Source organism: Nocardioides ochotonae (genome assembly GCF_011420305.2).
Classification (GTDB): Bacteria; Actinomycetota; Actinomycetes; order Propionibacteriales; family Nocardioidaceae; genus Nocardioides; species Nocardioides ochotonae.
This window is the reverse complement of record NZ_CP061769.1, coordinates 1,191,337-1,213,868: the sequence shown is the minus strand read 5'-3', so window position 1 is coordinate 1,213,868 and position 22,532 is coordinate 1,191,337. Positions and strand designations below refer to the sequence as shown.

The window sequence follows — 22,532 nt, the reverse complement described above, 5'->3', positions numbered from 1 at the left end:
TCAGGCCTCGCCGCGGCGCTCGAGAAGTACGAAGACGCTCCGCATGATGGCCGGGATGTTACTCCCGGGTCCGCGGTCCGGGGAACACCCTTCTCACGAACTGCTCGCCATGCGAGACGGCCCCGCGCAGGTGCAAGACTCGCGGGCATGAGCGCACCGCCAGAGCTTCCCGACGTGGTCTCCCGCGCGTTCGCCGTCTCCCGCACCGCGGGCTACGTGTCGTTCTGCCGCAACGAGACCGGGCGGCTGCTGGCCACCCTCGCCGCGACCCGGGGCGGGACGATGGCCGAGTTCGGCACCGGCTGCGGCGTCGGCACCGCCTGGCTGCGCTCCGGCGTACGCGGCGACGCGGCGAGGATCATCACCGCCGAGCTCAACCCCAAGCTGGCCCGCGCGGCGGCGACGATCTTCGCCGACGACCCGCAGGTGGAGGTGCTCGCCGCGGACTGGTCCACGCTGCTGGACAAGGGGCCGTTCTCCCTGCTGTTCCTCGACTCCACCGAGCCCGGCGACGTCGGCGTCGACGCCATCGCCGACCTGGTCGAGGACGGCGGCCTCGTCGTGCTCGACGACTTCACGCCGTGCGAGATCTGGCCGCCGGTCACCTACGGCCGCGTCGACACCCTGCGCGAGCAGTGGCTCACCGACGAGCGCTTCACCGCCGTCGAGCTGATGGTCGCCTCCGACGCCTCCGTGATCGTCGCCACCCGCCACTGACCCTTCCTCGGGTCAGATGTCGGTGGGCATCATCTGGGTGCCGTTCTTCATCCGCTCCTTGAAGCTGCCGGTGGGGAACTCGCGGTCCTTGAGCTTCTCCATGAAGCCGCGCAGGGTGCGGGTCCCGTACGCCGGGGCGACGTGGTCGACGACCGACCAGTACTTCGCGGCCTCGAGGTAGAACGCGACCGGCTTGAGCTGCTTGCTGATCTTGCCGAGGCGGGTCAGGCGGGCGATCTTCTTGTCCCACGAGGCCATCGTGACCACGTTGAACTCCGGGGTCCGGCCCAGCACGTCGAACATCATCTCGCCGGCCGCCTTCAGCGTCACGACGTTCTCGGGGACCCACGGCCCGCCGACCGGCAGCACCCGGCGGTAGGCGTCGGGCGCGAGCACCTGGTTGACGATGAACTCGGCGAGGTCCTCGCGCGCGATCGGGTTCACGACGCTGTACTCGCCGTGGTCGAAGATCCGGTACGGCTCGCCGTTCTTGACGTCGCCGAAGGTCATCGAGAGGTAGGGGTAGTACGCCGTGGGGCGCACGATCGTCCAGTTCAGCCGGCCGTGGTGCTCGCCGATCAGCTCGCCCTCGACCTGGAGCTTGTAGACCTGCGGGATCAGCTCGGGACGGTAGGCGCCGAAGTCGCTGATGTGGATGAACTGCTCGACCTCGTGCGCGACGGCGGCGCGGATGCCGTTGACCACCGCGTCGTGGTCGACGATCTCGCACTCCTCGGCGTCGTTGGGCTTGCGCCCGCTGAGCAGCGAGATCACCACGGCCGTCGGGGCGGCGGCGACCGCGGACACCACGTCGTCGGCGCGCGTCGGGTCACCGACGACGACCTCGGCGTCGGCGTAGTCGGGGTCGTTCTTGGTCTCGGCGCTGCGGGCCAGCACCGCCGGACGGTAGCCGCGCGCGGCGAGCTCCTTGACCACGGCGCGCCCGATGTAGCCGGTGCCACCGAGCAGGAGCACGCGCTCACCGTTGCCGGTCCCGGTCGGGCCGGTCACGTAGGTGGTCGACTCGGTCTCGAGCAGACGGCTGCGCAGCTCGTGGCTGTGGCGCTGGCTCGCGGCGACGTCGAGGTCGGTGATGGTGCTGAAGGCCATGGGGGCTCCCTCTCAGGCAGGATGACGGCCCGACGGGCCCATGACGGAGATCATATATCCTGCTATCACCGGTCGGCGTACTGCCACCGAGCACCGCGCGCCACGCCAGCGGCGGCCGCCATTGGGCCTAGACCAGGTCGACCGCACGCACCGTGGCGGCCTCGAGGGAGCGCTCGATCTCCTCGAGGGCCCCGACCGGGATCACCGAGTCCACCGAGAGCGCGACCAGCGCCCGCCCGCCGCGGGTGTCGCGCGCGACCTGCATGCCCGCGATGTTGACGCCCGCCTCGCCGAGCACCCGGCCGAGGACGCCGACCATGCCGGGGCGGTCGGTGTAGGCGAAGAACGCGAGGTGGTCGGTCGGCTCGAGGTCGACGTCGAAGCCGTTGACCTCGACCAGCCGCTCGCGCTGGGCGAGGCCGACGAGGGTGCCGCTGACCGATACCTGCGAGCCGTCGGCGAGGGTGCCGCGCAGCGTGATCAGGTTGCGGTGGTCGGGGCTCTCGGGGTCGATGACCAGACGCACCAGGACGCCGCGCTCGGCGGCCAGCAGCGGGACGTTGACGTAGGACACCTGGCCCTCGACGACATCGCCGAAGACGCCCTTCAGCGCGGCCAGCTCGAGCACCTTGACGTCGTGGGCGGTGATCTCGCCGCGGACCTCGACGTCGATCTGCTGGGCCGCGCCACCGGCCAGCCCGGTGAAGATCCGGCCGAGCTTCTCCGTGAGCGGGATGCCGGGGCGTACGTCCTCGGCGATCACTCCGCCCTGCACGTTGACCGCGTCGGGCACCAGGTCGCCGGCCAGCGCGAGGCGCACCGAGCGGGCCACCGCGAGGCCGGCCTTCTCCTGCGCCTCGACGGTGGAGGCGCCCAGGCGCGGCGTCGCGACGACGTTCGGGAGGGCGAGCAGCGGGCTGTCCACGCCCGGCTCCTCGGCGAAGACGTCGAGCCCGGCCGCCGCCACCCGTCCCTCGCTCAGGGCCGCGTGCAGCGCGGCCTCGTCGACGATGCCGCCGCGGGCGGCGTTGACGAGCACCAGTGACGGCTTCACCCGGGCGAGCTCGGCCGCACCGATCAGGCCGGTCGTCTCGTTGGTCCGCGGCAGGTGCACCGACATGAAGTCGGACTCCGCGAGCAGGGTGTCCAGGTCGACCAGGCGCACGCCCATCTGCGCCGCCCGGCCCGCCTGCACGTAGGGGTCGTGCGCGAGCACCCGCATGCCGAACGCCGCCAGCCGCTGCGCGACCAGCACCCCGATCCGGCCCAGCCCGACGATGCCCACGGTCTTCTCGAACAGCTCGGTGCCGACGAACGGGCTGCGGTCCCAGCTGCCGGCGCGCAGCGCGGCGTCCGCACGGCTCACGTGCCGGGCCGCGGCGAGCATCAGCGCCACCGTCAGCTCGGCGACCGAGACGACGTTCGAGGTCGGCGCGGTGACCACCATGACGCCGCTCGTGGTGGCGGTGCGCACGTCGACGTTCTCCAGGCCGATGCCGGCACGCGCGACCACCCGCAGCCGGGGCGCGGCGGCGAACAGCTCGGCGTCGACGCGGGTCCGGGAGCGCACCAGCAGCGCCTCGGCGTCGGCCACCGCGCCCAGCAGCGCCGCCCGGTCGGTGCCGTCGCAGTGGCGGACGTCGAAGTCCGGTCCGAGCGCCTCGACCGTGGCGGGGCTCAGGGGTTCGGCGATGACGACGACAGGCTTGCTCACAGCGGGCGTTCCTCGATCGTTGAAGGAGACGGACCCGGGTGCCGGTGAGGCGCCGCCCGGGGCCGGTGGTGCACGACGCTGTGCCGGTGGCCGAGCCTACCGGAGCAAATCGGTGGCGCCGGGCTGGTCCACCGCCCTACCGTGGCGGCGTCCCAACCCCGTCGCCAGGCAGGTCCCGTTGCTCCTCTGAGGCCGTCACCCACCCGTGATCCCCTCTCGTTCGGAGCACCCCCATGTCTGCACCCGCCGCGATCTCGTTCGCCTCGGTGAGCCTCAGCTGGCCCGACGGCACCCCCGGTCTGCGCGACCTCGACCTGCTCGTCCCACCGGGGCGCGCCGGCCTGGTCGGCGCCAACGGTGCCGGCAAGTCCACGCTGCTGCGCCTCGCCGCCGGTCTGCTCGCGCCCGCCTCCGGCCACGTGCGGGTCGCGGGCGAGGTCGGCTACCTCCCCCAGGACCTGACCCTCGACGTCACCCGTCGCGTCGACGACTTCCTCGGGGTCGGCGGCGTACGCCGGGCGCTGCGGGCGATCGAGGCCGGCTCGGTCGATCCGGCCGACTACGAGATCGTCGGCGAGGACTGGGACGTCGAGGAGCGCGTGGTCGCCGAGCTCGAGCGGCTCGGCCTGCCCGGCCCGCTGCTCGAGCGCCGCCTCGGAGAGGTCTCCGGCGGCGAGGCGGTGCGGCTCGGCCTGGCCCGGCTGCTGCTGGCGCGACCGGAGATCCTGCTGCTCGACGAGCCCACCAACAACCTCGACGCCGGCGCCCGGGCCCGGCTGCACGAGGTGGTCGGGGCCTGGCCGGGCACCCTGCTCGTGGTCAGCCACGACCGCGAGCTGCTGGAGCGGGTCGAGCGGATCGGCGACCTGCGCGCCGGTGGCGTGCGCTGGTACGGCGGGGGCTACCGCGCGTACGCCGAGCAGGTGGCGGCCGAGCAGGCGGCCGCCGAGCAGGCCGTGAGCACCGCGCGGGCCGACGTACGACGCCAGCGCGCGGACCGGGCGGAGGCCGAGCGGGTGCTGGCGCAGCGGCGTCGGTACGGCGCGAAGATGTACGCCACCAAGCGCGAGCCCAAGATCGTGATGGGCGCCCGCAAGCGCGCCGCCCAGGAGACCGCGGCGAAGTACCGGCACCTCCACGAGGACCGCCTCGAGGCCGCCCGGGAGCGCCTTGAGGGTGCGGAGGAGCGCCTGCGTGAGGACCGCGCCATCCGGGTGGAGCTCCCGGCGACCGACGTGCCGCGCGGCCGGGCGGTGCTGAGCACCGCCGGCCTGGTGCTGCGCACCGGCGCCGCCGTCGACCTCTCCCTCAGCGGCCCGGACCGGGTGGCGGTGATCGGCCCCAACGGCGCCGGGAAGACCACCCTGCTCGAGACCCTCGCCGGCCTGCAGGCCCCGGCAGCCGGCACCGTCGTCGTCCACGTCCCGATCGGGTACCTCTCCCAGCGCCTCGACCTGCTCGACGACGCCCGGACGGTCTACCGCAACGTCGCCGACCGGGCGCCCGCCGCCGACCCGAACGCCGTCCGCGCCCGGCTGGCCCGGTTCCTGTTCCGCGGTCGTGCCGCGGACCGCGAGGTGGGCGTGCTCTCCGGGGGCGAGCGGTTCCGGGCGACCCTGGCCGCGCTGCTGCTCGCCGACCCGGCTCCCCAGCTGCTGCTGCTCGACGAGCCGACCAACAACCTCGACTTCGCCTCCTACGACGCCCTGGTCACCGCCCTCGCGGCGTACCGCGGCGCGCTGGTGGTCGCCAGCCACGACGCCGGCTTGCTCGCCGACGTCGGTGTGGACCGGGTGCTGGAGGTCGGGGGCGGCGGGGCGCCCACGTCCGCGCAGCTGCGGGGATGAGCACCGGTCCGGGGCACGGCGACACCACCCCACCCTCACGACGACGGCCACACGTAGGGCAGGTCGTCGGGGACGTCGGGGAACAGCGGGCGATAGAAGTCCGGGTCCTTGCGCACCAGCGCGGAGCGGTGGCTGCGGTGGAAGGCCTCCTCCCCCAGCCACGGCGGCAGCGCGCCGGCCCGCCCCAGCGCGGCCTGGCTGCGCACCCGCTCCACGCCGGCCCCGGCCAGGTCCGTGCGGATGGTGGCCGCGCAGGTGTCCGCGCGGCCAGCCTCGACCCAGACCTCGCAGCAGGTGAGCGCGTAGCGCCCCAGCGCCTCGACGTACCCCCGCCACATCTTCACCGCCGGGTGGTGGCGCCACCCGTAGCCCGGCACGATCAGCCCCCGGATCACCTGGATCCCCTCCACCCGCTGCTTGCCGAGCCGCCGCGCGTCGAGCACCCGGGCGGAGGCCGCGAAGTCGGGGTAGGGCAGGAAGGTCTGCACGCGACACCGGTGACCCGCCGGTCAGGACTCACTCGTCACGGCCCAGCAGGCAGTGGGCCCCGTCGGTGATGAGTTCTCGCGCCGGCAGCCGTCACACCTACGACACGATGAGACCAGAAGCCGAGGATGAGGCGATGAGCACGGACACACGACCCGAGGGGCCGGCCGCGAGCGGCCTGGGAGAGCTCGACGAGCCGGCGTTCTCGCGGCTGGCCGAACGGCACCGTCGCGAGCTGCACGTGCACTGCTACCGGATGCTCGGCTCGTTCGAGGACGCCGAGGACACCGTGCAGGACACGTTCCTGCGTGCGTGGCATCGCCGCGAGACCTTCGAGGGGCGCTCGACGTTCCGGGCCTGGCTGTACGGCATCGCCACCCACGCCAGCCTCGACCTGCTCGCCAAGCGGCGCCCGAAGGCGGCGACCGGGCTCGAGGTGCGGTGGCTCCAGCCCTACCCCGACCGGCTGCTCGACGAGCTCACGGCGGACGACGCGGAGCAGCCGGAGGCCGTCGCGGTCGCGCAGGAGACGATCGAGCTGGCCTACCTGGTCGCCGTCCAGCACCTCGCGCCGCGCCCGCGGGCCGTGCTGATCCTGCGCGACGTGCTCGGCTGGCCGGCCCGCGACGTCGCGGAACTCCTGGGCGACTCCGTCAACTCGGTCAACAGCGCGCTGCAGCGGGCCCGCGCCGGCATGCGGGAGCACCTGCCCGCCGAGCGGCAGGACTGGACCCACGGCGAGGAGGACGCCGCGACCCGAGCGCTCGTACGCCGGTTCACCGACGCCAGCCTCGCCACGGACGTCGACACGCTCGCCGCGCTGCTGCGCGAGGACGTGCGCTGCTCGATGCCGCCCACGCCGGGGCTTCGGGTCGGGCGCGACGCGGTGGTGGCGGACTGGGTGCAGGACGGCTTCGAGGAGCTCGGGCGCATGCGCGCCGTACCCACCTCGGTGAACCGGCAGCCCGCCGTCGCCTTCTACCTCTGGCAGGACTCCGAGGGCGCCTACCTGCCGCTGACGCTCGACGCCCTGCGCATCAGCGGCGGGACGATCACCGAGATCCTGACCTTCCACGCCGACCGGTTTCCGCGCCTCGGGCTGCCCGAGCGTCTGACGGAGGACCGCCATGACCAGGACACGTGACGCCCGGGCCGTCGCGGCCCCGGCACCCGACCGGACGGCTCACCGGTTCCTCGGGCTCGCCGTCGCCGGTCTGGTGGCCACGCTCGTCGCGATGGCGCTGACCACGGCCGTCGCCGCGCTGGCCGCGGCCGGTGGGGTCGCCCTCGAGGTCCCCGAGGACGGCGAGCGCATCCCGCTGGCAGGGGTCACGACGATGACCGGCGTCCTCTCGCTCGTCGGGGTCGTCCTGGCAGCGGCGTTCCTGTGGTTCAGCGCCCGACCCGCCACGCGGTTCGCCTGGACGGCCGGGGCGCTGACCGCGGCCTCGCTGGTCCCGCCGCTCCTGTCCGGGGCGGACGCCGCCACCGTCAGCGTGCTGGTCGGGCTCCACCTCGTCGCGGCGGCCGTGATGGTCCCCGCGCTGTGGTGGCGCCTGCGCACCCGGGCCCGCTGAGGGTCAGATCGCGCAGCCGTCCGGCCCGCACGCCTCGGCGTCGCCGCCGACGGTCTGCAGCACGGGGTGGGTCTCGGTCCAGACCTGCTCGAGGACCTGGCTGAACACCTCGGTCGGCTGGGCGCCGGAGATGCCGTAGGTGCCCTCGACCACGAAGAACGGCACGCCGGTGGCGCCGTAGGCCCGGGCCTGGGCGATGTCGGCGGCCACCGCGTCGGCGTACTCCTCGCCGCTGAGCACGGCGTCCACGCGCGCGGCATCGAGGCCGGCCGCGAGCGCGGCCGTGCGCAGGACGGCGTGGTCGCCGATGTCCTCCGCGCGGGTGAAGTACGCCGCGAGCAGCTCCTCCTTGAGCGTCCCCTGGAGCGCCGGGCCGCCGGTCTCGAGGGCGAGGTGCAGCAGCCGGTGCGCGTCCACGGTGTTGGTGTGCACCGTGTCGAGCAGCCGCAGCTCGAGGCCGTCGGCGGCCGCGGTCTCCATCAGCCCGCCGACCATCTCGCGCACCTGCTCCTCGGGACGGCCCATCTTCCGCGACAGCGAGACGACGCTGGGCTCGGTGCCGTGCTGCGGGGCCGAGGGGTCGAGCTCGAAGGAGCGGTAGACGACCTCCACCTCGTCCGCGTGCGCGAAGCCGGCCAGGGCCGCCTCCAGGCGGCGCTTGCCGACGTAGCACCACGGGCAGACGACGTCACTCCAGATCTCGATGCGCATGCCGGTCGAACCCCGCCGCGCACCGGACCATTCCCCCGCGACCCCGATGCCTCACCCCTGAGACGTCTCAGGGTCGGATCAGGGGCCGACGGGGCGAGGTCCCCGATGCGCCGACCGTGACCCACGACACAGGCTGGGAGCCATGATCACCGTCGAGTCCCTGACCAAGAAGTACGGCGCCTTCACCGCCGTCGACGACATCACCTTCACGGCGCGGCCCGGCCGCGTCACCGGCTTCCTCGGCCCCAACGGCGCTGGGAAGTCCACCTCGATGCGCATCCTGGTCGGTCTCACCCCGCCGACCTCGGGCACCGCCACGGTGCTCGGCCGCCGCTTCGCCGACCTGCCCAACCCCGGCCGCGAGATCGGCGTGCTCCTCGACGCCTCCGCCCAGCACGCCGGGCGCACCGGCCGCGAGATCCTCACCCTGGCCGCGCTCACCATGGGCCTGCCCCGCGCACGGGTGGCCGAGACCCTCGCGCACGTCGGCCTCACCGAGGCCGAGGCGGAGCGGCGGGTGCGTCACTACTCCCTGGGGATGCGCCAGCGTCTCGGCATCGCCACCGCACTGATCGGCGACCCCGAGGTACTGGTGCTCGACGAGCCCGCCAACGGCCTCGACCCCGCCGGCATCCGGGCGATGCGCGACCTGCTGCGCGGGTACGCCGACCGCGGCGGCACCGTGCTGCTCTCCAGCCACCTGCTGCACGAGATCGAGGTCATCGCCGACGACATCGTCGTCATCGGCCACGGCCGGATCGTCGCCCAGGGCACCAAGGCCGACCTGCTCGCCGCCGCGGGCACCGTCGTCCGCGCGGCCGATCCCGACCGCCTCGCCCGCGCCCTGCAGGACGCCGGGCTCACCCTCACCGCCGCCGGCAACGGGGCCCTGCGCACCGACGCCGAACTCGCCCACGTCGGGCAGGTCGCCTTCGCCGCCGGCGTACCCCTCACCGAGCTCAGGTCCGCCGACGGCGCCGGCCTGGAGGAGATGTTCCTCGAGCTCACCGCCGAGACCCAGCGCGAAGGAGCAGCAGCATGAGCACCACCTCATCCGCATCGACCGGCACCCTCGAGTCGAGCGACCCGCTCGCCACGATCGCCGAGCAGCACACCGGCCCGCGTGCGGCGCCGGCGCCGATCCCGCTGTCCCGCGTGGTGCGCGTCGAGCTGCGCAAGATGTTCGACACCCGCTCCGGCTTCTGGCTGATGGCCGGCATCGCGATCCTCGCGATCGGTGCGACCGCCGCGGTCATCGTCTTCGCCCCGGACTCCGCACTGACCTACGACACGTTCGCCACGGCGATCGGGGTCCCGATGGCGGTGATCCTGCCGATCGTCGCGATCCTCGCGGTCACCAGCGAATGGAGCCAGCGCACCGGGCTCACCACGTTCACCCTGGTGCCGGACCGGGGCCGCGTGATCGCGGTCAAGGCGGGCCTCGCGATCGCCATCGGCGTCGTCTCGATGCTGCTCGCCGCCGCGATCGGGGCGCTCGGCAACGTCGTCGGCACCGCGATCGCCGGCACCGACACGGTCTGGGACATCAGCGCCGCCAACCTGGGGATGATCATGGTCGCCAACGTGCTCGGGCTACTGGTCGGCTTCATGCTCGGCACCCTGCTGCGCAGCTCGGCGGCCGCGATCGTGGCCTACTTCGTCTACTCCTTCGTGCTTCCGGGCGCGACCAGCGCCCTGGCCGCCGCGCAGGAGTGGTACCGCGACCTCGGCCCGTGGATCGACTTCAACTACGCCACGACCCCGCTCTTCGACGGCGTGCCCAGCGCCGAGCAGTGGGCCCAGCTGGCCACCTCCGGCACGATCTGGCTGCTGGTCCCGCTCGCGATCGGCCTGCGCCTGATCCTCCGCGCCGAGGTGAAGTAGCCCGCCCACCGCTCCCCGCGCACGACGAGAAGGGCCTCCCTCACAGCAGCTGCTGTGAGGGAGGCCCTTTTCGATGGTGATGCGGTCCGGCGTGGACCTCAGCGGAGTTCCCGCCATGGACCTCAGCGGGCCGCTCTACCTATTTGCGACCCGCCTGCGGGGCTCGGCGTGCCGCGGCCTCAGCGGGTCGCGGTACCTGTCTGCGACCCGCCTGCGGGGCTCGGCTTCGGCACACCTCGCTGGCGCTCGGCGTACCTCCGCCTCACTCCTCAGCGGGTCGCGGTGCCCTCGGTGTAGTCCGAGTCGTGGCTCTTCACCCACGCCATGAGCTTGCGCAGCTCGCGGCCGGTCTTCTCGATCGGGTGCGCCTCGCCCTGCTCGCGGAACTTGGTGAACTCCGGGTTGCCGTTGTCCATGTCGGTGATGAACCGCTCGGCGAACGCGCCGCTGGTGATGTCGGCGAGGACCGCCTTCATGTTCTCCTTCACCTCGGGGGTGATGACCCGCGGGCCGGAGACGTAGTCACCGAACTCGGCGGTGTCGGAGACCGACCAGCGCTGCTTGGCGATGCCGCCCTCGTACATCAGGTCGACGATGAGCTTGAGCTCGTGCAGGCACTCGAAGTAGGCGACCTCGGGCTGGTAGCCGGCCTCGATGAGGGTCTCGAAGCCGTACATGACCAGCTGCGAGGCGCCACCGCACAGGACGGCCTGCTCACCGAACAGGTCGGTCTCGGTCTCCTCGGTGAAGGTGGTCTTGATGCCGCCGGCACGCAGGCCGCCGATCGCCTTGGCGTAGGAGAGCGCGAGGTCCCAGGCCTTGCCCGAGGCGTCCTTCTCCACCGCGACGAGCACGGGCACGCCGCGGCCGTCGACGTACTCACGACGGACCAGGTGACCCGGGCCCTTCGGGGCCACCATGAAGACGTCGACGTCCTCGGGCGGGGTGATGTAGCCGAAGCGGATGTTGAAGCCGTGGCCGAAGACCAGGGTGTCGCCCGCGTTGAGGTGGGGGGCGATCTCCTCGGCGTACAGCTTCCGCTGGTGCTGGTCGGGCGCGAGGATGACGACGACGTCGGCCTCGGCCGCCGCCTCGGCGGGGGTGAGGACGCGCAGGCCCTCGGCCTCGGCCTTGGCGCGGCTCTTGGAGCCGGGCTGCAGACCGACGCGCACGTCGACACCGGAGTCGCGCAGCGACAGCGCGTGGGCGTGGCCCTGGCTGCCGTAGCCGATGACCGCCACGCTCTTGCCCTGGATCAGGGACAGATCGGCGTGGTCGTCGTAGAACATCTCAGCCACGGGGGCTTCTCCTTCTGGGTGGGAACTTCAGGTGGGTGACGCTGGGAAGTAGGACAAGTCTGCAAGCCGGTACGCCGGGGCGCGCAGGCCCCCCGGCACACGCGGGTCAGATCGCGGCAGGCGGCGCGGGGATCGGCACCGGGCGCAGGCTGCGCTCGGAGACCGAGCGGGAGCCGCGACCGATCGCGACCATGCCGGACTGCACCTGCTCGCGGATGCCGAACGGCTCCACCACGCGCAGGAAGTCGGCCAGCTTGTCGGCGTTGCCGGTGATCTGGACGGTGAGCGCGTCGACGGTCACGTCGACCACCTTGGCGCGGAACAGCTGGACGGTGTCGAGCACCTGCCCGCGGGTCTCCGCGGTGGCGGCGATCTTGACCAGGAGCAGCTCGCGGTGCACCGAGGCGTTCGGGTCGAGCTCGACGATCTTGATCACCTCGACCAGCTTGTTGAGCTGCTTGGTGACCTGCTCGAGCGGCGAGCGGTCCACGTTGACCACGATGGTCATCCGCGAGATCTCGGGGTGCTCGGTCGGCCCGACGGCCAGCGACTCGATGTTGAAGCCGCGCCGGCTGAACAGGGCGGCGATGCGGGCCAGGACGCCGGGCTTGTCCTCGACCAGGACCGACAGCGTGTGCTTGCTCATCAGAGGTCGTCCTCGTCGAACTCGGGCGCGAGGTCGCGCGCGTACTTGATGTCGTCGTTGCTGGTGCCGGCGGCGACCATCGGCCACACCATCGCGTCGCGGTGGACGCGGAAGTCCACCACGACCGGCGCGTCGTTGATCGACATCGCCTTCTCGATGGTGGCGTCGAGGTCGTCGGGACGATCGCAGGAGAGCCCCACGCAGCCGTAGGCCTCGGCGAGCTTGGGGAAGTCCGGGATCCGCACCGGGCCGCCGTGGCGCTGGAGGTTGGTGTTGGAGTAGCGCTCGTTGTAGAAGAGCGTCTGCCACTGGCGCACCATGCCGAGCGACTCGTTGTTGATGATCGCGACCTTGATCGGGATGCCCTCGATCGCGCAGGTGGCGAGCTCCTGGTTGGTCATCTGGAAGCAGCCGTCGCCGTCGATGGACCACACGGTGGTGTCGGGCATGCCGACCTTCGCGCCCATGGCGGCGGGCACCGAGTAGCCCATGGTGCCGAGGCCACCGGAGTTCAGCCAGGTGTTGGGCTTCTCGTAGCCGATGAACTGCGCGGCCCACATCTGGTGCTGGCCCACGCCGGCGGCGTAGATCGAGTCGGGGCCGGCGATCTCCCCGAGGCGCTGGAGCACGTGCTGCGGCGCCAGCGAGCCGTCGGCGGGGCGCTCGTAGTCGAGGGCGTACTTGCGCTTGATGCCGGCGACGAACTCGACCCAGCCCTCGAAGTCGCCGGTGTTGCCGGCGTCGGCCTCGGCCTTGAGCGCGACGACCAGGTCGGAGATGACCTCGCGGCAGTCGCCCACGATCGGGACGTCGACGGCGCGGTTCTTGCCGATCTCGGCGGGGTCGATGTCGGCGTGGATGACCTTGGCGCCGGGCGCGAAGGAGTCCAGGTTGCCGGTGACGCGGTCGTCGAAGCGGGCGCCGAGGCTGATGATCAGGTCGCTCTTCTGCAGCCCCGCCACCGCGGCGACGGTGCCGTGCATGCCGGGCATGCCGAGGTGCTGGGGGTGGCTGTCGGGGAACGCGCCCCGGGCCATCAGCGTGGTCACGACCGGGATGCCGGTGAGCTCGGCGAGCACCCGCAGCTCGCGGTGGGCGCGGGCGCGGATGGTGCCGCCGCCGACGTACAGCACCGGTCGGCGCGCCTCGAGGATGAGCTTGGTGGCCTCGCGGATCTGCTTGGCGTGCGGCTTGGTCACCGGCCGGTAGCCCGGCAGGTGCAGCTCGGTGGGCCAGCGGAAGGTGGTCATCGCCTGCAACGCGGACTTGGTGACGTCGACCAGCACCGGGCCGGGACGACCGGTGGAGGCGAGGTGGAAGGCCTCCGCGATCTTCTGCGGGATCTCGGCGGGGTCGGTCACCAGGAAGTTGTGCTTGGTGATCGGCATCGTGATGCCGCGGATGTCGGCTTCCTGGAACGCGTCGGTGCCGATCAGGGAAGCACCGACCTGGCCGGTGATCGCCACCAGCGGGACCGAGTCCATGTGGGCGTCAGCGAGGGGCGTCACGAGGTTGGTCGCACCCGGACCGGAGGTCGCCATGCAGACGCCGACCTTGCCCGTCGCGGTGGCGTAGCCCTGCGCGGCGTGTCCGGCGCCCTGCTCGTGGCGCACGAGGATGTGGCGGATGGTCGAGTCCATCAGCGGGTCGTAGGCCGGGAGGATCGCGCCCCCCGGGATCCCGAACATGTGCTCGACCCCGGCCGCCTCCAGCGACGTGACCAGGCTCTGCGCGCCGGTGATCTGCTCGCTCATTGCTTGCTTTCCCTGTCTGTGACCATGCGGGTTGTTGTGCAGTGCTGCCCCGGGCGGCGGTCGTGGGCCGCTGCGGCAACAAAAAACCCCTCGGTTGCTGGGCAACGAGGGGTGACGCGCTGGCTGACTTGTGGTCAGCGGGCGCGTCGCGTGCGTACAAGAATGTCCTGGCGCATGTAGGCACGATAGCACCGTTGGTCCCTCGTCCAGGTGCCCACCCTCTCACGCCGTCCCACGATGCGGGACGGCGGTCCCACGATGTGGTTGCCAGCCGCGCCGACTCCTCGGTCGGCCTCAGCGTGCCTGCCAAGTGCACAGGCACGCCTTGTTGCCCTGCGGGTCGGCGAGCACCCAGTACGCCGGGGCCTCGGCGTCGCTGTGCAGCGTGCCGCCGGCCGCGAGCGCGGCGCGGATGCGGGGCTCCACGGCCGCGGGATCCACCCAGACGTCGAGGTGGAAGCGCTGCGCCGGCGGCGACGGGTCGGGACCCGCCTCCTGGAACCACAGCGAGGGCGCGACGCCGTGCGGGTCGCGGACCTCGTCGCGCGCACCGTGGGGCGCGCCGTCGTCGTCGGTGTAGCCGAGCACGGCCGCCCAGAACGGCCGTACCGTGTCGACCGCGGAGGTGTCCAGGGCGAGCTCGACCACCGCGAGACCCACCGAGGTCGGGCGGGCGCCGGCACGGGCCGCGGCGACGCTGATCTCGCGGGCCAGCCGGAGGTCGCGGGCGGTGACCCCGCCGACGTCGTGGCTGACGAGGCGGACGTCGAGCTCGGCGTAGCGCAGGGCGAGGTCGGGGTGGTGGTCGGCGGCGACCGCGGCGGCACCGACCTGGGCGACCAGGGACAGCCCGGTGGCGTAGTCGGGGATCCGGAACCGCGCGTGCAGCACACCGGTGAGCAGCACCCAGTCGGTCAGGCCCGCCTCGGCGACGTCGCGCCCGCCCAGCAGCCGGCGGTCCTCCTCGCTCGGGCGACTCACGGCAGCACCCGCTGCCCGATCGGGCCGGGGTTGGTGGCGATCTCCCAGCGATGGCCGTCGGGATCGGCGAAGTAGCCGGTCCATCCGCCCCACTCGCGCCGCTGCGCGGCCTGCACGGGGTAGGCCCCCGCCGCGCGCGCCTCGGCGAGCACCGCGTCGACCTCGGCCTCGGTGGCGACGTTGTGCGACAGCGTGAACGGCGCCACCCCGGGGCCGGAGGCGATCAGGCCGACCTCGGCCTCGAAGTGCTCGCGCTGCCACAGCGAGAACACCAGACGCTCGCCGGCCTCGAGCATCAGCACCTCGCCGGGCACGTGCAGCTCCGGGCGCCAACCGAGGCCGTCGACGTAGAACGCCCGGCTGGTCTCGAGATCGGCGACCGCCAGGGTGATGAAGCTGATCCGTGGGTCCATGCGAGCACGATGCCAGCCGCTGCCGACAGCGGCCAGGTCCCGCGGGCGATCAGCCCCAGGTCTGGGTGATCTCGGCCCGCTCGCCGTCGACGACCACGCGCGCCAGGGCGCCGTTGACCATCGGCAGGTAGGGCCACACGTGGCCGAAGTCGACGTCCAGCACGAGCGGCAGGTCGAGCCCGCCGAGCGCGTCGCGGGCGGCGTCGTGCTGGGTGAGCCCGGGCGAGTCGGGGGCGGCGGTGCGTCCGATCAGCACCGCCTCGGCCTCCTCGAACCAGCCGGCCATCCGCATCCCGTGCAGGGTGCGGCAGATGCTGAAGGCGTCCTGCTCGCAGGCCTCCAGATAGACGATCAGTCCGTCCTCGGTGAGCTCGCGGCCCAGCCGGGGCACGTCGCCGTACGGCGTCCCGACCAGCGGCCCGAGCACCTCCAGGCAGCCGCCGACCAGGCGTCCGGTGACGTCGAGGCCGCCTCCCCCGACGACCTCCCAGGAGCCGGTCTCGGGGAGCTCGCGCTCCCCCGACGTCGTGGGTTCCGCCTCCCAGTCATCGAAGCCGGGGCCCTTGTGGCGGCCCGGCGAGCGCTGGGTGAGCGGGGTACCGGGCGCGGTGGCCAGCGCGTCGGTCCAGTGGGCGAGCCCGGCGGGCTGGGCGTACGGCGTCTCCAGCAGGTTGGCGCCGTGCAGGCTGGCCCAGCCGAGACGGGTCGCGAACGGCAGCATCACGGTGGTGAGGTCGCTGTAGCCGACCAGCCAGGTCGGCTCCGCGGCGGCCAGCGCGTCCCAGTCCAGGTGGTCGAGGACCTGGATGGCCAGCTCCCCACCCCACGGGGGTACGACGGCCGCGACCGCCGGGTCGAGCAGCATCGCCATCAGGTCGGCGGCGCGCTGCTGCGCGGTGCCGGCCACCCCTCCGTCGTGGACGACGAGGTGCTCGCCGAGGCGCACGTCGAAGCCGCGCTCCTTCAGCGCCGTGCAGGCGACCTCGAGGCGGGGGACGTAGGAGGGCGCGACACCTGCGGACGGCGCGACCACGCCGACCGTGTCGCCGGGGCGGAGGGGGCGGGGGAAGCGCATGCGATCAGCGTCGCAGGTCCACGAGCTCGTGGCGAACGGCCTCGATGCCGCTCGCCACCTCGGCGAACGACGTCGAGAGCGGCGAGAGGCCCAGCCGCAGCCCGTGCGGCTCGCGGAAGTCCGGCAGCACGTCGCGCTGCCACAGGCGGGCGGTGACCTCGCGCATCTGCGGGTGGTCCAGCGTGACGTGGCCGCCGCGCCGCTCCACCTCGCGCGGGGAGGCGAGCCGCACCCCGAGGTCGCCGAGCAGCTCCTCGCCCAGCTCCGCGGCGTACGACGTGAGCGCGACCGACTTGGCGCGCACGGCCTCGATCCCGGCCTCCGCCAGGACCTCGAGCATGTCGCGCAGCGGGAGCATCCCGAGCACCGGCGGCGTACCGGACAGCACGCGGCGGATCCCGGGCGCGGGCTGGTAGTCAGGACCCATCGCGAAGGAGTCGGCCGCCCCGATCCAGCCCTGCACCGGCTGGACGAAGGGGCGCTCGGTGTCCTCCAGGAGCCGGCGCGCGACGTAGGCCCACGCCGGCGCGCCCGGCCCGGCGTTGAGGTACTTGTAGGAGCAGCCGACGGCCAGGTCGACGTCCCAGGCGTCGAGCTCGACCGGGACCACACCGGCGGAGTGGCACAGGTCCCACAGCACCAGGGCGCCCGCGTCGTGGGCGATCCGGGTCAGCCGCGGGGCGTCGGCGAGCCAGGCCGAGCGGTAGGCGACGTGGCTGAGCAGCACCAGCGCGGTGCGCTCCCCCACCACCTCGGCGAGCTGGTCGGCCTCGACGCCGCCCGCCGGGTCGGTCTCGATCCAGCGCAGCGTCAGCCCGCACTCCGCGGCGACGCCCTGGGCGACGTACCGGTCGGTCGGGAAGTTGTCGCGGTCCAGCACGATCTCGGTGCGCCCGGGGCGCAGCGCCACCGCGGCCCGCACCAGCTTGTAGAGCAGCACGGTCGTGGAGTCCCCCACCACCGTCTGGCCGGGTGCCGCGCCGAGGCAGACGCGACCCAGGTCGTCGCCGACGCGCTCGGGCAGCGCGAGCCAGTCCTCGTCCCAGCCGCGGATCAGCCGCCCGCCCCACTCCTGGTCCACGAAGCGCGCCAGCCGTGGCCCGGTGACCCGCAGCGGGCGGCCCAGGGAGTTGCCGTCGAAGTAGACGAGCGGGCTCTCGGCGCCGACGAAGCGGTCACGGTACGCCGCGAGCGGGTCGGCGGCGTCCAGGGTGGCGGGCCCGGGGGTCGCGGGAGTCACGGGGGTCACGGCGCCATCCTGCCTCCCCCGCGGTGTCCCGGCACTCCGGACCGGAAGCGCGGTCAGCCGGGGAGGCCGCGGCGCCCGATGATCTCCCGCGCGCTGGGCCGGGCGAGGAAGCCGACGCCCAGGCCGATGACGACGCCGATGACCGTCTCGACCCCGCGGTCGACGACCAGCTCCCACGGGTCGCTCCCGCCGCTCGCGAGGTGCAGCGCCAGCAGCGCCAGCGGCGTCACGCAGGTGAGCGCGAGGGCGTAGTTGCGCCCGATCAGCAGCTCGGCACCGGTCTGGAGGGCGACGATCAGCGCGATCACCACCCAGGCGGAGGGGTCCAGCGCCAGCAGCACGCCGGTGACCGCCAGGCCGAGGAAGGTGCCGATCACCCGCTGGGTGCCGCGCACCAGCTGGGCGGAGAAGTCGCGCGCGACCAGCGGCACCACCGCCGAGACCATCGCCCAGTAGGGATGCCCGATGCCGACCCCGGTGGCCAGCGCGCCGGCGAGGAGGACGGCCACGCCGCTGCGCGGGAACCGCCGCACCTGCACCGGGCGGTGGGTCGGCGGCCGTGGCCCCGAGCGCTCCCGGCGCGGGACGTGACGGCGGCGCCAGAACGCCCCGACGTTGCCGACGACGACCGCGAACGCCGCGCTGGCGCCGGCCACCGCGAGCGCCACCACGACGTCGCGCGGCCGGCTCGCCAGGGAGGCGCAGGCGGTGAAGGCGAAGACCGGGAACAGCGCGCCGGGCGGGTGCCAGTCCTGGCGCTCGGAGAGCAGCGTGCAGCCCGAGGCGAGCAGGGCGGCCAGCGGTACCGCGAGCCAGGCCCGGTGCGGGGAGACCCCGACCAGCACGCCGGCCCCGACCACCAGGGTCAGCAGCGCGCCGAGCCGCAGCTGCATCCGCAGCCGCGGCACGTGCACGTGGTTGCGCCCGTAGAGCGCGGTGAAGGCGCCGAACGCGGCGTACATGCTCAGGTCGAGGCGCCCGGCGAGGCCGAGGACGACGAGCGGGACCGAGGTGGAGACCGCCGCGCGCAGCGCGACGAAGTGCGCGTCGCCGTGCGGGCGGACCTCGACGATGTCGCGCCCCACCCGGCCGAGCCGGTCCCGGTGGCCGAGGAGGCCGGCGCCCGGGAGCCACCTGCGCGCGGTCACTGGAAGCTGACGAAGCGCACGCGGGGCCGCACCTGGTGCACGGCGGCGGCGCCCATACGGTCGACGTCCTCGTCGTAGAAGAGCTTCCAGCCCATCGTGAACTGCCGCGGCCGGGTGATCGCGCGGTAGCTGGCGAGCTTCTCGCTGCGTGTGCCGAAGCCGTCGGCGTGCTGCACCATCACCAGCCCGCGCCGGGCCCGCACCCGCTCCAGGTCCGGCAGCATCGAGCCGCGGAACTGGTGCAGCACGAAGAGCTTCTGCGGCAGGTCGTGGCGGGCCACCAGGCGCGCGAGCCACGCCGAGGTGCGGTTCACCTCCGCGGCGCGCACGTGCCCGATCACCCGGCCGGGGACCTCCCCGCGGGGCATCCGCCACTCGGGGTCCAGCGCGAGCCCGACGTACGGGTCGCGCAGCGCCCACGCCCAGCGCCGCGCCACGGTCAGGAAGTCGGCGTGGCCGGGCTGGATGTCGAGCAGCACCAGCGCTCCGTGGCGGTGCGCGGCGTCGATGTAGCGCTGCACGGCCCGCCGGTCGATGTCGTGGTGGTAGTCGCCGTCCGGCCCGGGGGTGGCGTCGGCGATGGTGACGATCAGCTCATAGACCGGCTGCACCGGCTGTCCCGGGCGCGCGAACGGCGCCGCGGCCGCGACCAGCCGGCGGTGCATGAGCGCCGGACGGTCCTCGCCGAGCACGCCCAGGGCGCCGGAGCCGGCGGTGCCGTAGTAGGCCACCAGGAACCGGTTGCCCTCGAAGACCGCACGACCGCCGTGCGGCAGCGTGGCGCGCGCCGGGGTCGCGGCCGTGGTCGGGGTCGGGGTCGGGGTCGGAGCAGCCGGGGACGCCGGTGCGAGCGGCGTGGCCGAGGGGTCGGCGACGGGCGCCGCGACCGGGTCGGCGGGCTCGTCGGGGCCCAGGGCGAGGAACGCCGCGGTGCCGACGAGGGCCAGGACCAGCAGGCTCACCAGGAGCAGTACGCCGCGCGCGCGACGGGAGACCGGGGCCGACTGCCTGCCGGCCCCGGGTCCTGGTGTCGGTGCGGCGCTCAGCTGGTGACGGCGCCGTGCGCGGCGGACTGCACCGTGCGGGCGTACTTGCCGAGCACCCCGCGGGTGTACTTCGGGGCGCGGGGCTCCCAGCCGTCCTGGCGGCGCGCGAGCTCCTCGTCGTCGATGCGCACCTCGAGGGTGCGGTTCACGACGTCGAGGGTGATCGGATCGCCGTCGCGCACGAACGCGATCGGTCCGCCGTCGACGGCCTCGGGGGCGATGTGGCCCACGCACAGGCCGGTGGTGCCGCCGGAGAAGCGACCGTCGGTCACGAGGAGCACGTCCTTGCCGAGGCCGGCGCCCTTGATGGCACCGGTGATCGCGAGCATCTCGCGCATGCCGGGCCCGCCCTTGGGGCCCTCGTAGCGGATGACGACCACGTCGCGGGCCTTGATCTGGCCGGCGGCCAGCGCGTCCATCGCGGCCTGCTCGCCGTCGAAGACGCGGGCGGTGCCCTCGAAGACGGTGTCGTCGAAGCCGGCGCTCTTGACCACGGCGCCCTCGGGCGCCAGCGAGCCCTTGAGGACGGTGATCCCGCCGGTGGCGTGGATCGGCTTGTCGAGGGTGCGGATGACGTCGCCGTCGAGCGCGCGCGGGGCCAGCTCGGCGAGGTTCTCGGCCATCGTCTTGCCGGTGACGGTGAGGCAGTCGCCGTGCATGAGGCCGGCGTCCAGCAGCGCCTTCATGACCACCGGGATGCCGCCGATGCGGTCCACGTCGGTCATCACGAAGCGGCCGAACGGCTTGAGGTCGGCCAGGTGCGGGACCTTCTCGCCGATCCGGTTGAAGTCGTCGATGGTGAGGTCGACCTCGGCCTCGCGGGCGATCGCCAGCAGGTGCAGGACCGCGTTGGTCGAGCCGCCGAGCGCCATCACCACGGTGATGGCGTTCTCGAACGCCTCCTTGGTCATGATCTGGCGCGCGGTGATGCCGTGCTTGAGCAGGTTGACCACCGCCTCGCCAGAGCGGTGGGCGAACCCGTCACGACGACGGTCGACGGCCGGCGGGGCGGCAGAGCCGGGCAGCGACATGCCGATCGCCTCGGCGACGGAGGCCATGGTGTTGGCGGTGTACATGCCACCGCAGGCGCCCTCGCCGGGGCAGATCGCCCGCTCGACGCGGTCCACCTCCTCGCGGCTGATCTTGCCCGCCAGGCAGGCGCCGACGGCCTCGAAGGCGTCGATGATCGTGACGTCCTTGCCGTCCACCTGGCCGGGCATCGTGGAGCCGGCGTAGAGGAAGACGCTGGACAGGTCGAGGCGGGCGGCGGCCATCAGCATGCCGGGCAGCGACTTGTCGCAGCCGGCGAGCAGCACCGAGCCGTCGAGCCGCTCGGCGCTCATCACGACCTCGACCGAGTCGGCGATGACCTCGCGGGAGACCAGCGAGAAGTGCATGCCCTCGTGGCCCATGGAGATGCCGTCGGAGACCGAGATGGTGCCGAACTCGAGCGGGAACCCGCCGGCCGCGTGCACGCCGTTCTTGACCGCCTTGGCCAGCCGGTCGAGGGACAGGTTGCAGGGGGTGATCTCGTTCCAGCTCGACGCGACACCGATCTGGGGCTTGGCGAAGTCGTCGTCGCCCATGCCCACGGCACGCAGCATCCCGCGCGCGGCGGCACGCTCGAGGCCGTCCGTGACGTCGCGGGAACGGGGCTTCATGTCGTGCTCGGTCATGTGCTGAGGATAGTCCCGGCGCCGCCGGCTCCCGCGAGCGGTCCGGCCGGTGACCCTCAGACCGCGGCCGCTCGCACGCACATGACGTCGGGCAGGTTGGCGACCACCTGCTGCCAGCTCTCCCCCGAGTCGGCCGAGGCCCAGACCGCGCCGTTGCGCGCCCCGACGTACACGCCGGCGGAGGGGTGGGCGTCGGTGCACATCGCGTCGCGCATCACCCCGACCCACAGCTGCTCGGGCAGGCCCTTGCCCAGCGGCTCCCAGCTGTCCCCCGCGTCGTGAGAGCGCCACACCAGCGGGCGCGCGTCGACGGGGTAGCGCGCCCAGGCCTGGCCGAGCGGGAAGACGTAGACGGTGTCCGGATCGTGAGGGTGCACGACCACGGGGAAGCCGAAGTCGCTGGGCAGTCCGTCGGCGATCGAGTGCCAGCTCGCGCCGTGGTCCTCGGAGCGGTAGACCCCGCCGTGGTTCTGCAGGAACATCCGCTCCGGCCGCGAGGGGTGCCGCGCGACCTTGTGGACGCACTGGCCGAACTCGGGGTACTGCACCTCGCCCGGCATGAACTCCGCCTTGATGCCGGTGTTGCGGGGCGCCCACGTGGTGCCGCCGTCGGCGGACTGGTAGACCCCGCCGGTCGAGATCGCCGCGGTCACCGAGCCGGGGTCGGTGGGGTGCGGCAGCACGGTGTGGAAGGCCTGGCCGCCGTACCCGGCGTCCCACTGGGTGCGGTGCGGGTGGTTCCACAGCCCCTCCACGAGGGCGAAGGTCTCGCCGGCGTCCGCCGAGCGCCAGACCGCCCCCGGCTCGGTGCCGGCCCAGACCACCCCGGCCTCGGTGCCGGGCACGAGCTGCCAGATCCGCTCGACCGAGGCGTCGTGGGCCTCCGGGAAGCGCACCGACCCGGGTGTCTCCTGCCAGGTCGCGCCGAGGTCGTCGGAGCGCCGTACCTGGGGTCCCAGCCAGCTCGACGAGGCACCGGCGAGCAGCCGGGGGCGCTCGCCGCGGGTGTCGATGAGGCAGGAGTAGACCTCCTCCATGTCGAAGTGCGGACCGGTGAAGTCCCACTCGCGGCGATCGTCGTCCGAGCGCCCGATCCACAGCCCCTTGCGGGTCCCCACCATCAGCACCGTCGCCATCGCCGACCTCCTGGCCGCTTCGTCGTACGCCGTACGGACCGTGGCGTGGCTCGCCGCCGGTCCG

The 22,532-nt window shown here is 73.3% G+C and carries 21 protein-coding genes; 6 read left to right on the top strand and 15 right to left on the bottom strand.

Annotation, left to right across the window (positions count from 1 at the left end):
* The first annotated feature begins 147 nt into the window (after positions 1-147).
* A complete protein-coding gene (locus tag HBO46_RS05900; RefSeq protein ID WP_166140273.1) occupies positions 148-717 on the top strand; it encodes an O-methyltransferase in 570 nt (189 codons plus the stop codon).
* Positions 718-729: 12 nt separating this feature from the next.
* On the opposite strand, the gene HBO46_RS05895 is transcribed toward HBO46_RS05900, so the two are convergent.
* Positions 730-1,827: an NAD(P)H-binding protein gene (locus HBO46_RS05895; protein WP_166140272.1), complete on the bottom strand. Its 1,098-nt coding sequence runs from the start codon at positions 1,825-1,827 to the stop codon at positions 730-732.
* Between the two features lie 127 nt (positions 1,828-1,954).
* Positions 1,955-3,541, bottom strand: a complete 1,587-nt coding sequence (gene serA / locus HBO46_RS05890; protein WP_166140271.1) for a phosphoglycerate dehydrogenase — start codon at positions 3,539-3,541, stop codon at positions 1,955-1,957.
* A 233-nt stretch (positions 3,542-3,774) separates the two neighbouring features.
* Between serA and HBO46_RS05885 the strand changes: the two genes are divergently transcribed.
* A complete protein-coding gene (locus HBO46_RS05885) occupies positions 3,775-5,388 on the top strand; it encodes an ATP-binding cassette domain-containing protein (protein WP_166140270.1) in 1,614 nt (537 codons plus the stop codon).
* Positions 5,389-5,423: 35 nt separating this feature from the next.
* Here HBO46_RS05885 and HBO46_RS05880 read toward each other — a convergent pair whose 3' ends face one another.
* On the bottom strand, positions 5,424-5,876 hold the full coding sequence (locus HBO46_RS05880; protein ID WP_166140269.1) for an MSMEG_6728 family protein: 453 nt from the start codon (positions 5,874-5,876) through the stop codon (positions 5,424-5,426).
* A 134-nt stretch (positions 5,877-6,010) separates the two neighbouring features.
* On the opposite strand from HBO46_RS05880, the gene HBO46_RS05875 reads away from it, so the two are divergent.
* Both HBO46_RS05875 and HBO46_RS05870 read left to right on the top strand, forming a co-directional pair.
* Positions 6,011-7,018 carry an RNA polymerase subunit sigma-70 gene (locus HBO46_RS05875; protein WP_166140268.1) on the top strand — a complete coding sequence of 336 codons (1,008 nt, stop codon included), beginning with the start codon at positions 6,011-6,013 and terminating at the stop codon, positions 7,016-7,018.
* Positions 7,002-7,451 (top strand): DUF6069 family protein, encoded by a 450-nt coding sequence (locus HBO46_RS05870; protein WP_224769396.1) that lies wholly within the window; start codon positions 7,002-7,004, stop codon positions 7,449-7,451. The genes HBO46_RS05875 and HBO46_RS05870 overlap by 17 nt, the downstream gene beginning before the upstream one ends.
* A 3-nt stretch (positions 7,452-7,454) precedes the next feature.
* Here HBO46_RS05870 and HBO46_RS05865 read toward each other — a convergent pair whose 3' ends face one another.
* A complete protein-coding gene (locus HBO46_RS05865; RefSeq protein WP_166140267.1) occupies positions 7,455-8,162 on the bottom strand; it encodes a DsbA family oxidoreductase in 708 nt (235 codons plus the stop codon).
* 142 nt (positions 8,163-8,304) lie between these two features.
* On the opposite strand from HBO46_RS05865, the gene HBO46_RS05860 reads away from it, so the two are divergent.
* Both HBO46_RS05860 and HBO46_RS05855 read left to right on the top strand, forming a co-directional pair.
* A complete protein-coding gene (locus HBO46_RS05860; RefSeq protein WP_166140266.1) occupies positions 8,305-9,204 on the top strand; it encodes an ABC transporter ATP-binding protein in 900 nt (299 codons plus the stop codon).
* Positions 9,201-10,046, top strand: coding sequence for an ABC transporter permease (locus tag HBO46_RS05855; protein ID WP_224769395.1), 846 nt, complete (start codon positions 9,201-9,203; stop codon positions 10,044-10,046). Before HBO46_RS05860 ends, HBO46_RS05855 begins: the two co-directional genes overlap by 4 nt.
* 269 nt (positions 10,047-10,315) lie before the next feature.
* Here HBO46_RS05855 and ilvC read toward each other — a convergent pair whose 3' ends face one another.
* From ilvC to HBO46_RS05800, 11 genes are all read right to left on the bottom strand, one after another.
* Positions 10,316-11,344: a ketol-acid reductoisomerase gene (ilvC, locus tag HBO46_RS05850; protein ID WP_166140265.1), complete on the bottom strand. Its 1,029-nt coding sequence runs from the start codon at positions 11,342-11,344 to the stop codon at positions 10,316-10,318.
* Positions 11,345-11,450: 106 nt separating this feature from the next.
* Complete coding sequence (gene ilvN / locus HBO46_RS05845) at positions 11,451-11,990, bottom strand: acetolactate synthase small subunit (RefSeq protein ID WP_166140264.1); 540 nt, start codon at positions 11,988-11,990, stop codon at positions 11,451-11,453.
* Entirely contained in the window at positions 11,990-13,744 is a 1,755-nt protein-coding gene (locus HBO46_RS05840) for an acetolactate synthase large subunit (RefSeq protein ID WP_166140263.1), read from the bottom strand. Before HBO46_RS05840 ends, ilvN begins: the two co-directional genes overlap by 1 nt.
* A 294-nt stretch (positions 13,745-14,038) precedes the next feature.
* Positions 14,039-14,725, bottom strand: a complete 687-nt coding sequence (locus tag HBO46_RS05835) for a VOC family protein (RefSeq protein WP_224769394.1) — start codon at positions 14,723-14,725, stop codon at positions 14,039-14,041.
* Entirely contained in the window at positions 14,722-15,138 is a 417-nt protein-coding gene (locus HBO46_RS05830; RefSeq protein ID WP_166140261.1) for a VOC family protein, read from the bottom strand. Before HBO46_RS05830 ends, HBO46_RS05835 begins: the two co-directional genes overlap by 4 nt.
* Before the next feature lie 49 nt (positions 15,139-15,187).
* On the bottom strand, positions 15,188-16,213 hold the full coding sequence (locus HBO46_RS05825; protein ID WP_166140260.1) for a S66 family peptidase: 1,026 nt from the start codon (positions 16,211-16,213) through the stop codon (positions 15,188-15,190).
* 4 nt (positions 16,214-16,217) lie between these two features.
* Positions 16,218-17,462, bottom strand: a complete 1,245-nt coding sequence (locus HBO46_RS05820) for a kynureninase (protein WP_166140259.1) — start codon at positions 17,460-17,462, stop codon at positions 16,218-16,220.
* Between the two features lie 53 nt (positions 17,463-17,515).
* Complete coding sequence (locus tag HBO46_RS05815) at positions 17,516-18,610, bottom strand: FUSC family protein (protein WP_166140258.1); 1,095 nt, start codon at positions 18,608-18,610, stop codon at positions 17,516-17,518.
* Positions 18,607-19,572, bottom strand: a complete 966-nt coding sequence (locus HBO46_RS05810) for a hypothetical protein (protein ID WP_166140257.1) — start codon at positions 19,570-19,572, stop codon at positions 18,607-18,609. The genes HBO46_RS05815 and HBO46_RS05810 overlap by 4 nt, the downstream gene beginning before the upstream one ends.
* 80 nt (positions 19,573-19,652) lie before the next feature.
* Positions 19,653-21,332, bottom strand: a complete 1,680-nt coding sequence (gene ilvD / locus HBO46_RS05805) for a dihydroxy-acid dehydratase (RefSeq protein ID WP_166140256.1) — start codon at positions 21,330-21,332, stop codon at positions 19,653-19,655.
* A 56-nt stretch (positions 21,333-21,388) separates the two neighbouring features.
* The gene (locus HBO46_RS05800; RefSeq protein ID WP_166140255.1) at positions 21,389-22,468 is read right to left on the bottom strand and encodes a WD40/YVTN/BNR-like repeat-containing protein; all 1,080 of its coding nucleotides are present in this window, start codon (positions 22,466-22,468) and stop codon (positions 21,389-21,391) included.
* Between the last annotated feature and the right edge of the window lie 64 nt (positions 22,469-22,532).

Coding starts and splice junctions, on each gene's coding strand:
- HBO46_RS05860 (WP_166140266.1), top strand. CDS start 8,305: ATGATCACCGTCGAGTCCCTGACCAAGAAGTACGGCGCCTTCACCGCC.
- HBO46_RS05895 (WP_166140272.1), bottom strand. CDS start 1,827: ATGGCCTTCAGCACCATCACCGACCTCGACGTCGCCGCGAGCCAGCGC.
- ilvD (WP_166140256.1), bottom strand. CDS start 21,332: ATGACCGAGCACGACATGAAGCCCCGTTCCCGCGACGTCACGGACGGC.
- HBO46_RS05865 (WP_166140267.1), bottom strand. CDS start 8,162: ATGCGCATCGAGATCTGGAGTGACGTCGTCTGCCCGTGGTGCTACGTC.
- HBO46_RS05800 (WP_166140255.1), bottom strand. CDS start 22,468: ATGGCGACGGTGCTGATGGTGGGGACCCGCAAGGGGCTGTGGATCGGG.
- HBO46_RS05855 (WP_224769395.1), top strand. CDS start 9,201: ATGAGCACCACCTCATCCGCATCGACCGGCACCCTCGAGTCGAGCGAC.
- HBO46_RS05825 (WP_166140260.1), bottom strand. CDS start 16,213: ATGCGCTTCCCCCGCCCCCTCCGCCCCGGCGACACGGTCGGCGTGGTC.
- HBO46_RS05885 (WP_166140270.1), top strand. CDS start 3,775: ATGTCTGCACCCGCCGCGATCTCGTTCGCCTCGGTGAGCCTCAGCTGG.
- HBO46_RS05900 (WP_166140273.1), top strand. CDS start 148: ATGAGCGCACCGCCAGAGCTTCCCGACGTGGTCTCCCGCGCGTTCGCC.
- HBO46_RS05870 (WP_224769396.1), top strand. CDS start 7,002: ATGACCAGGACACGTGACGCCCGGGCCGTCGCGGCCCCGGCACCCGAC.
- HBO46_RS05840 (WP_166140263.1), bottom strand. CDS start 13,744: ATGAGCGAGCAGATCACCGGCGCGCAGAGCCTGGTCACGTCGCTGGAG.
- HBO46_RS05875 (WP_166140268.1), top strand. CDS start 6,011: ATGAGCACGGACACACGACCCGAGGGGCCGGCCGCGAGCGGCCTGGGA.
- ilvN (WP_166140264.1), bottom strand. CDS start 11,990: ATGAGCAAGCACACGCTGTCGGTCCTGGTCGAGGACAAGCCCGGCGTC.
- HBO46_RS05830 (WP_166140261.1), bottom strand. CDS start 15,138: ATGGACCCACGGATCAGCTTCATCACCCTGGCGGTCGCCGATCTCGAG.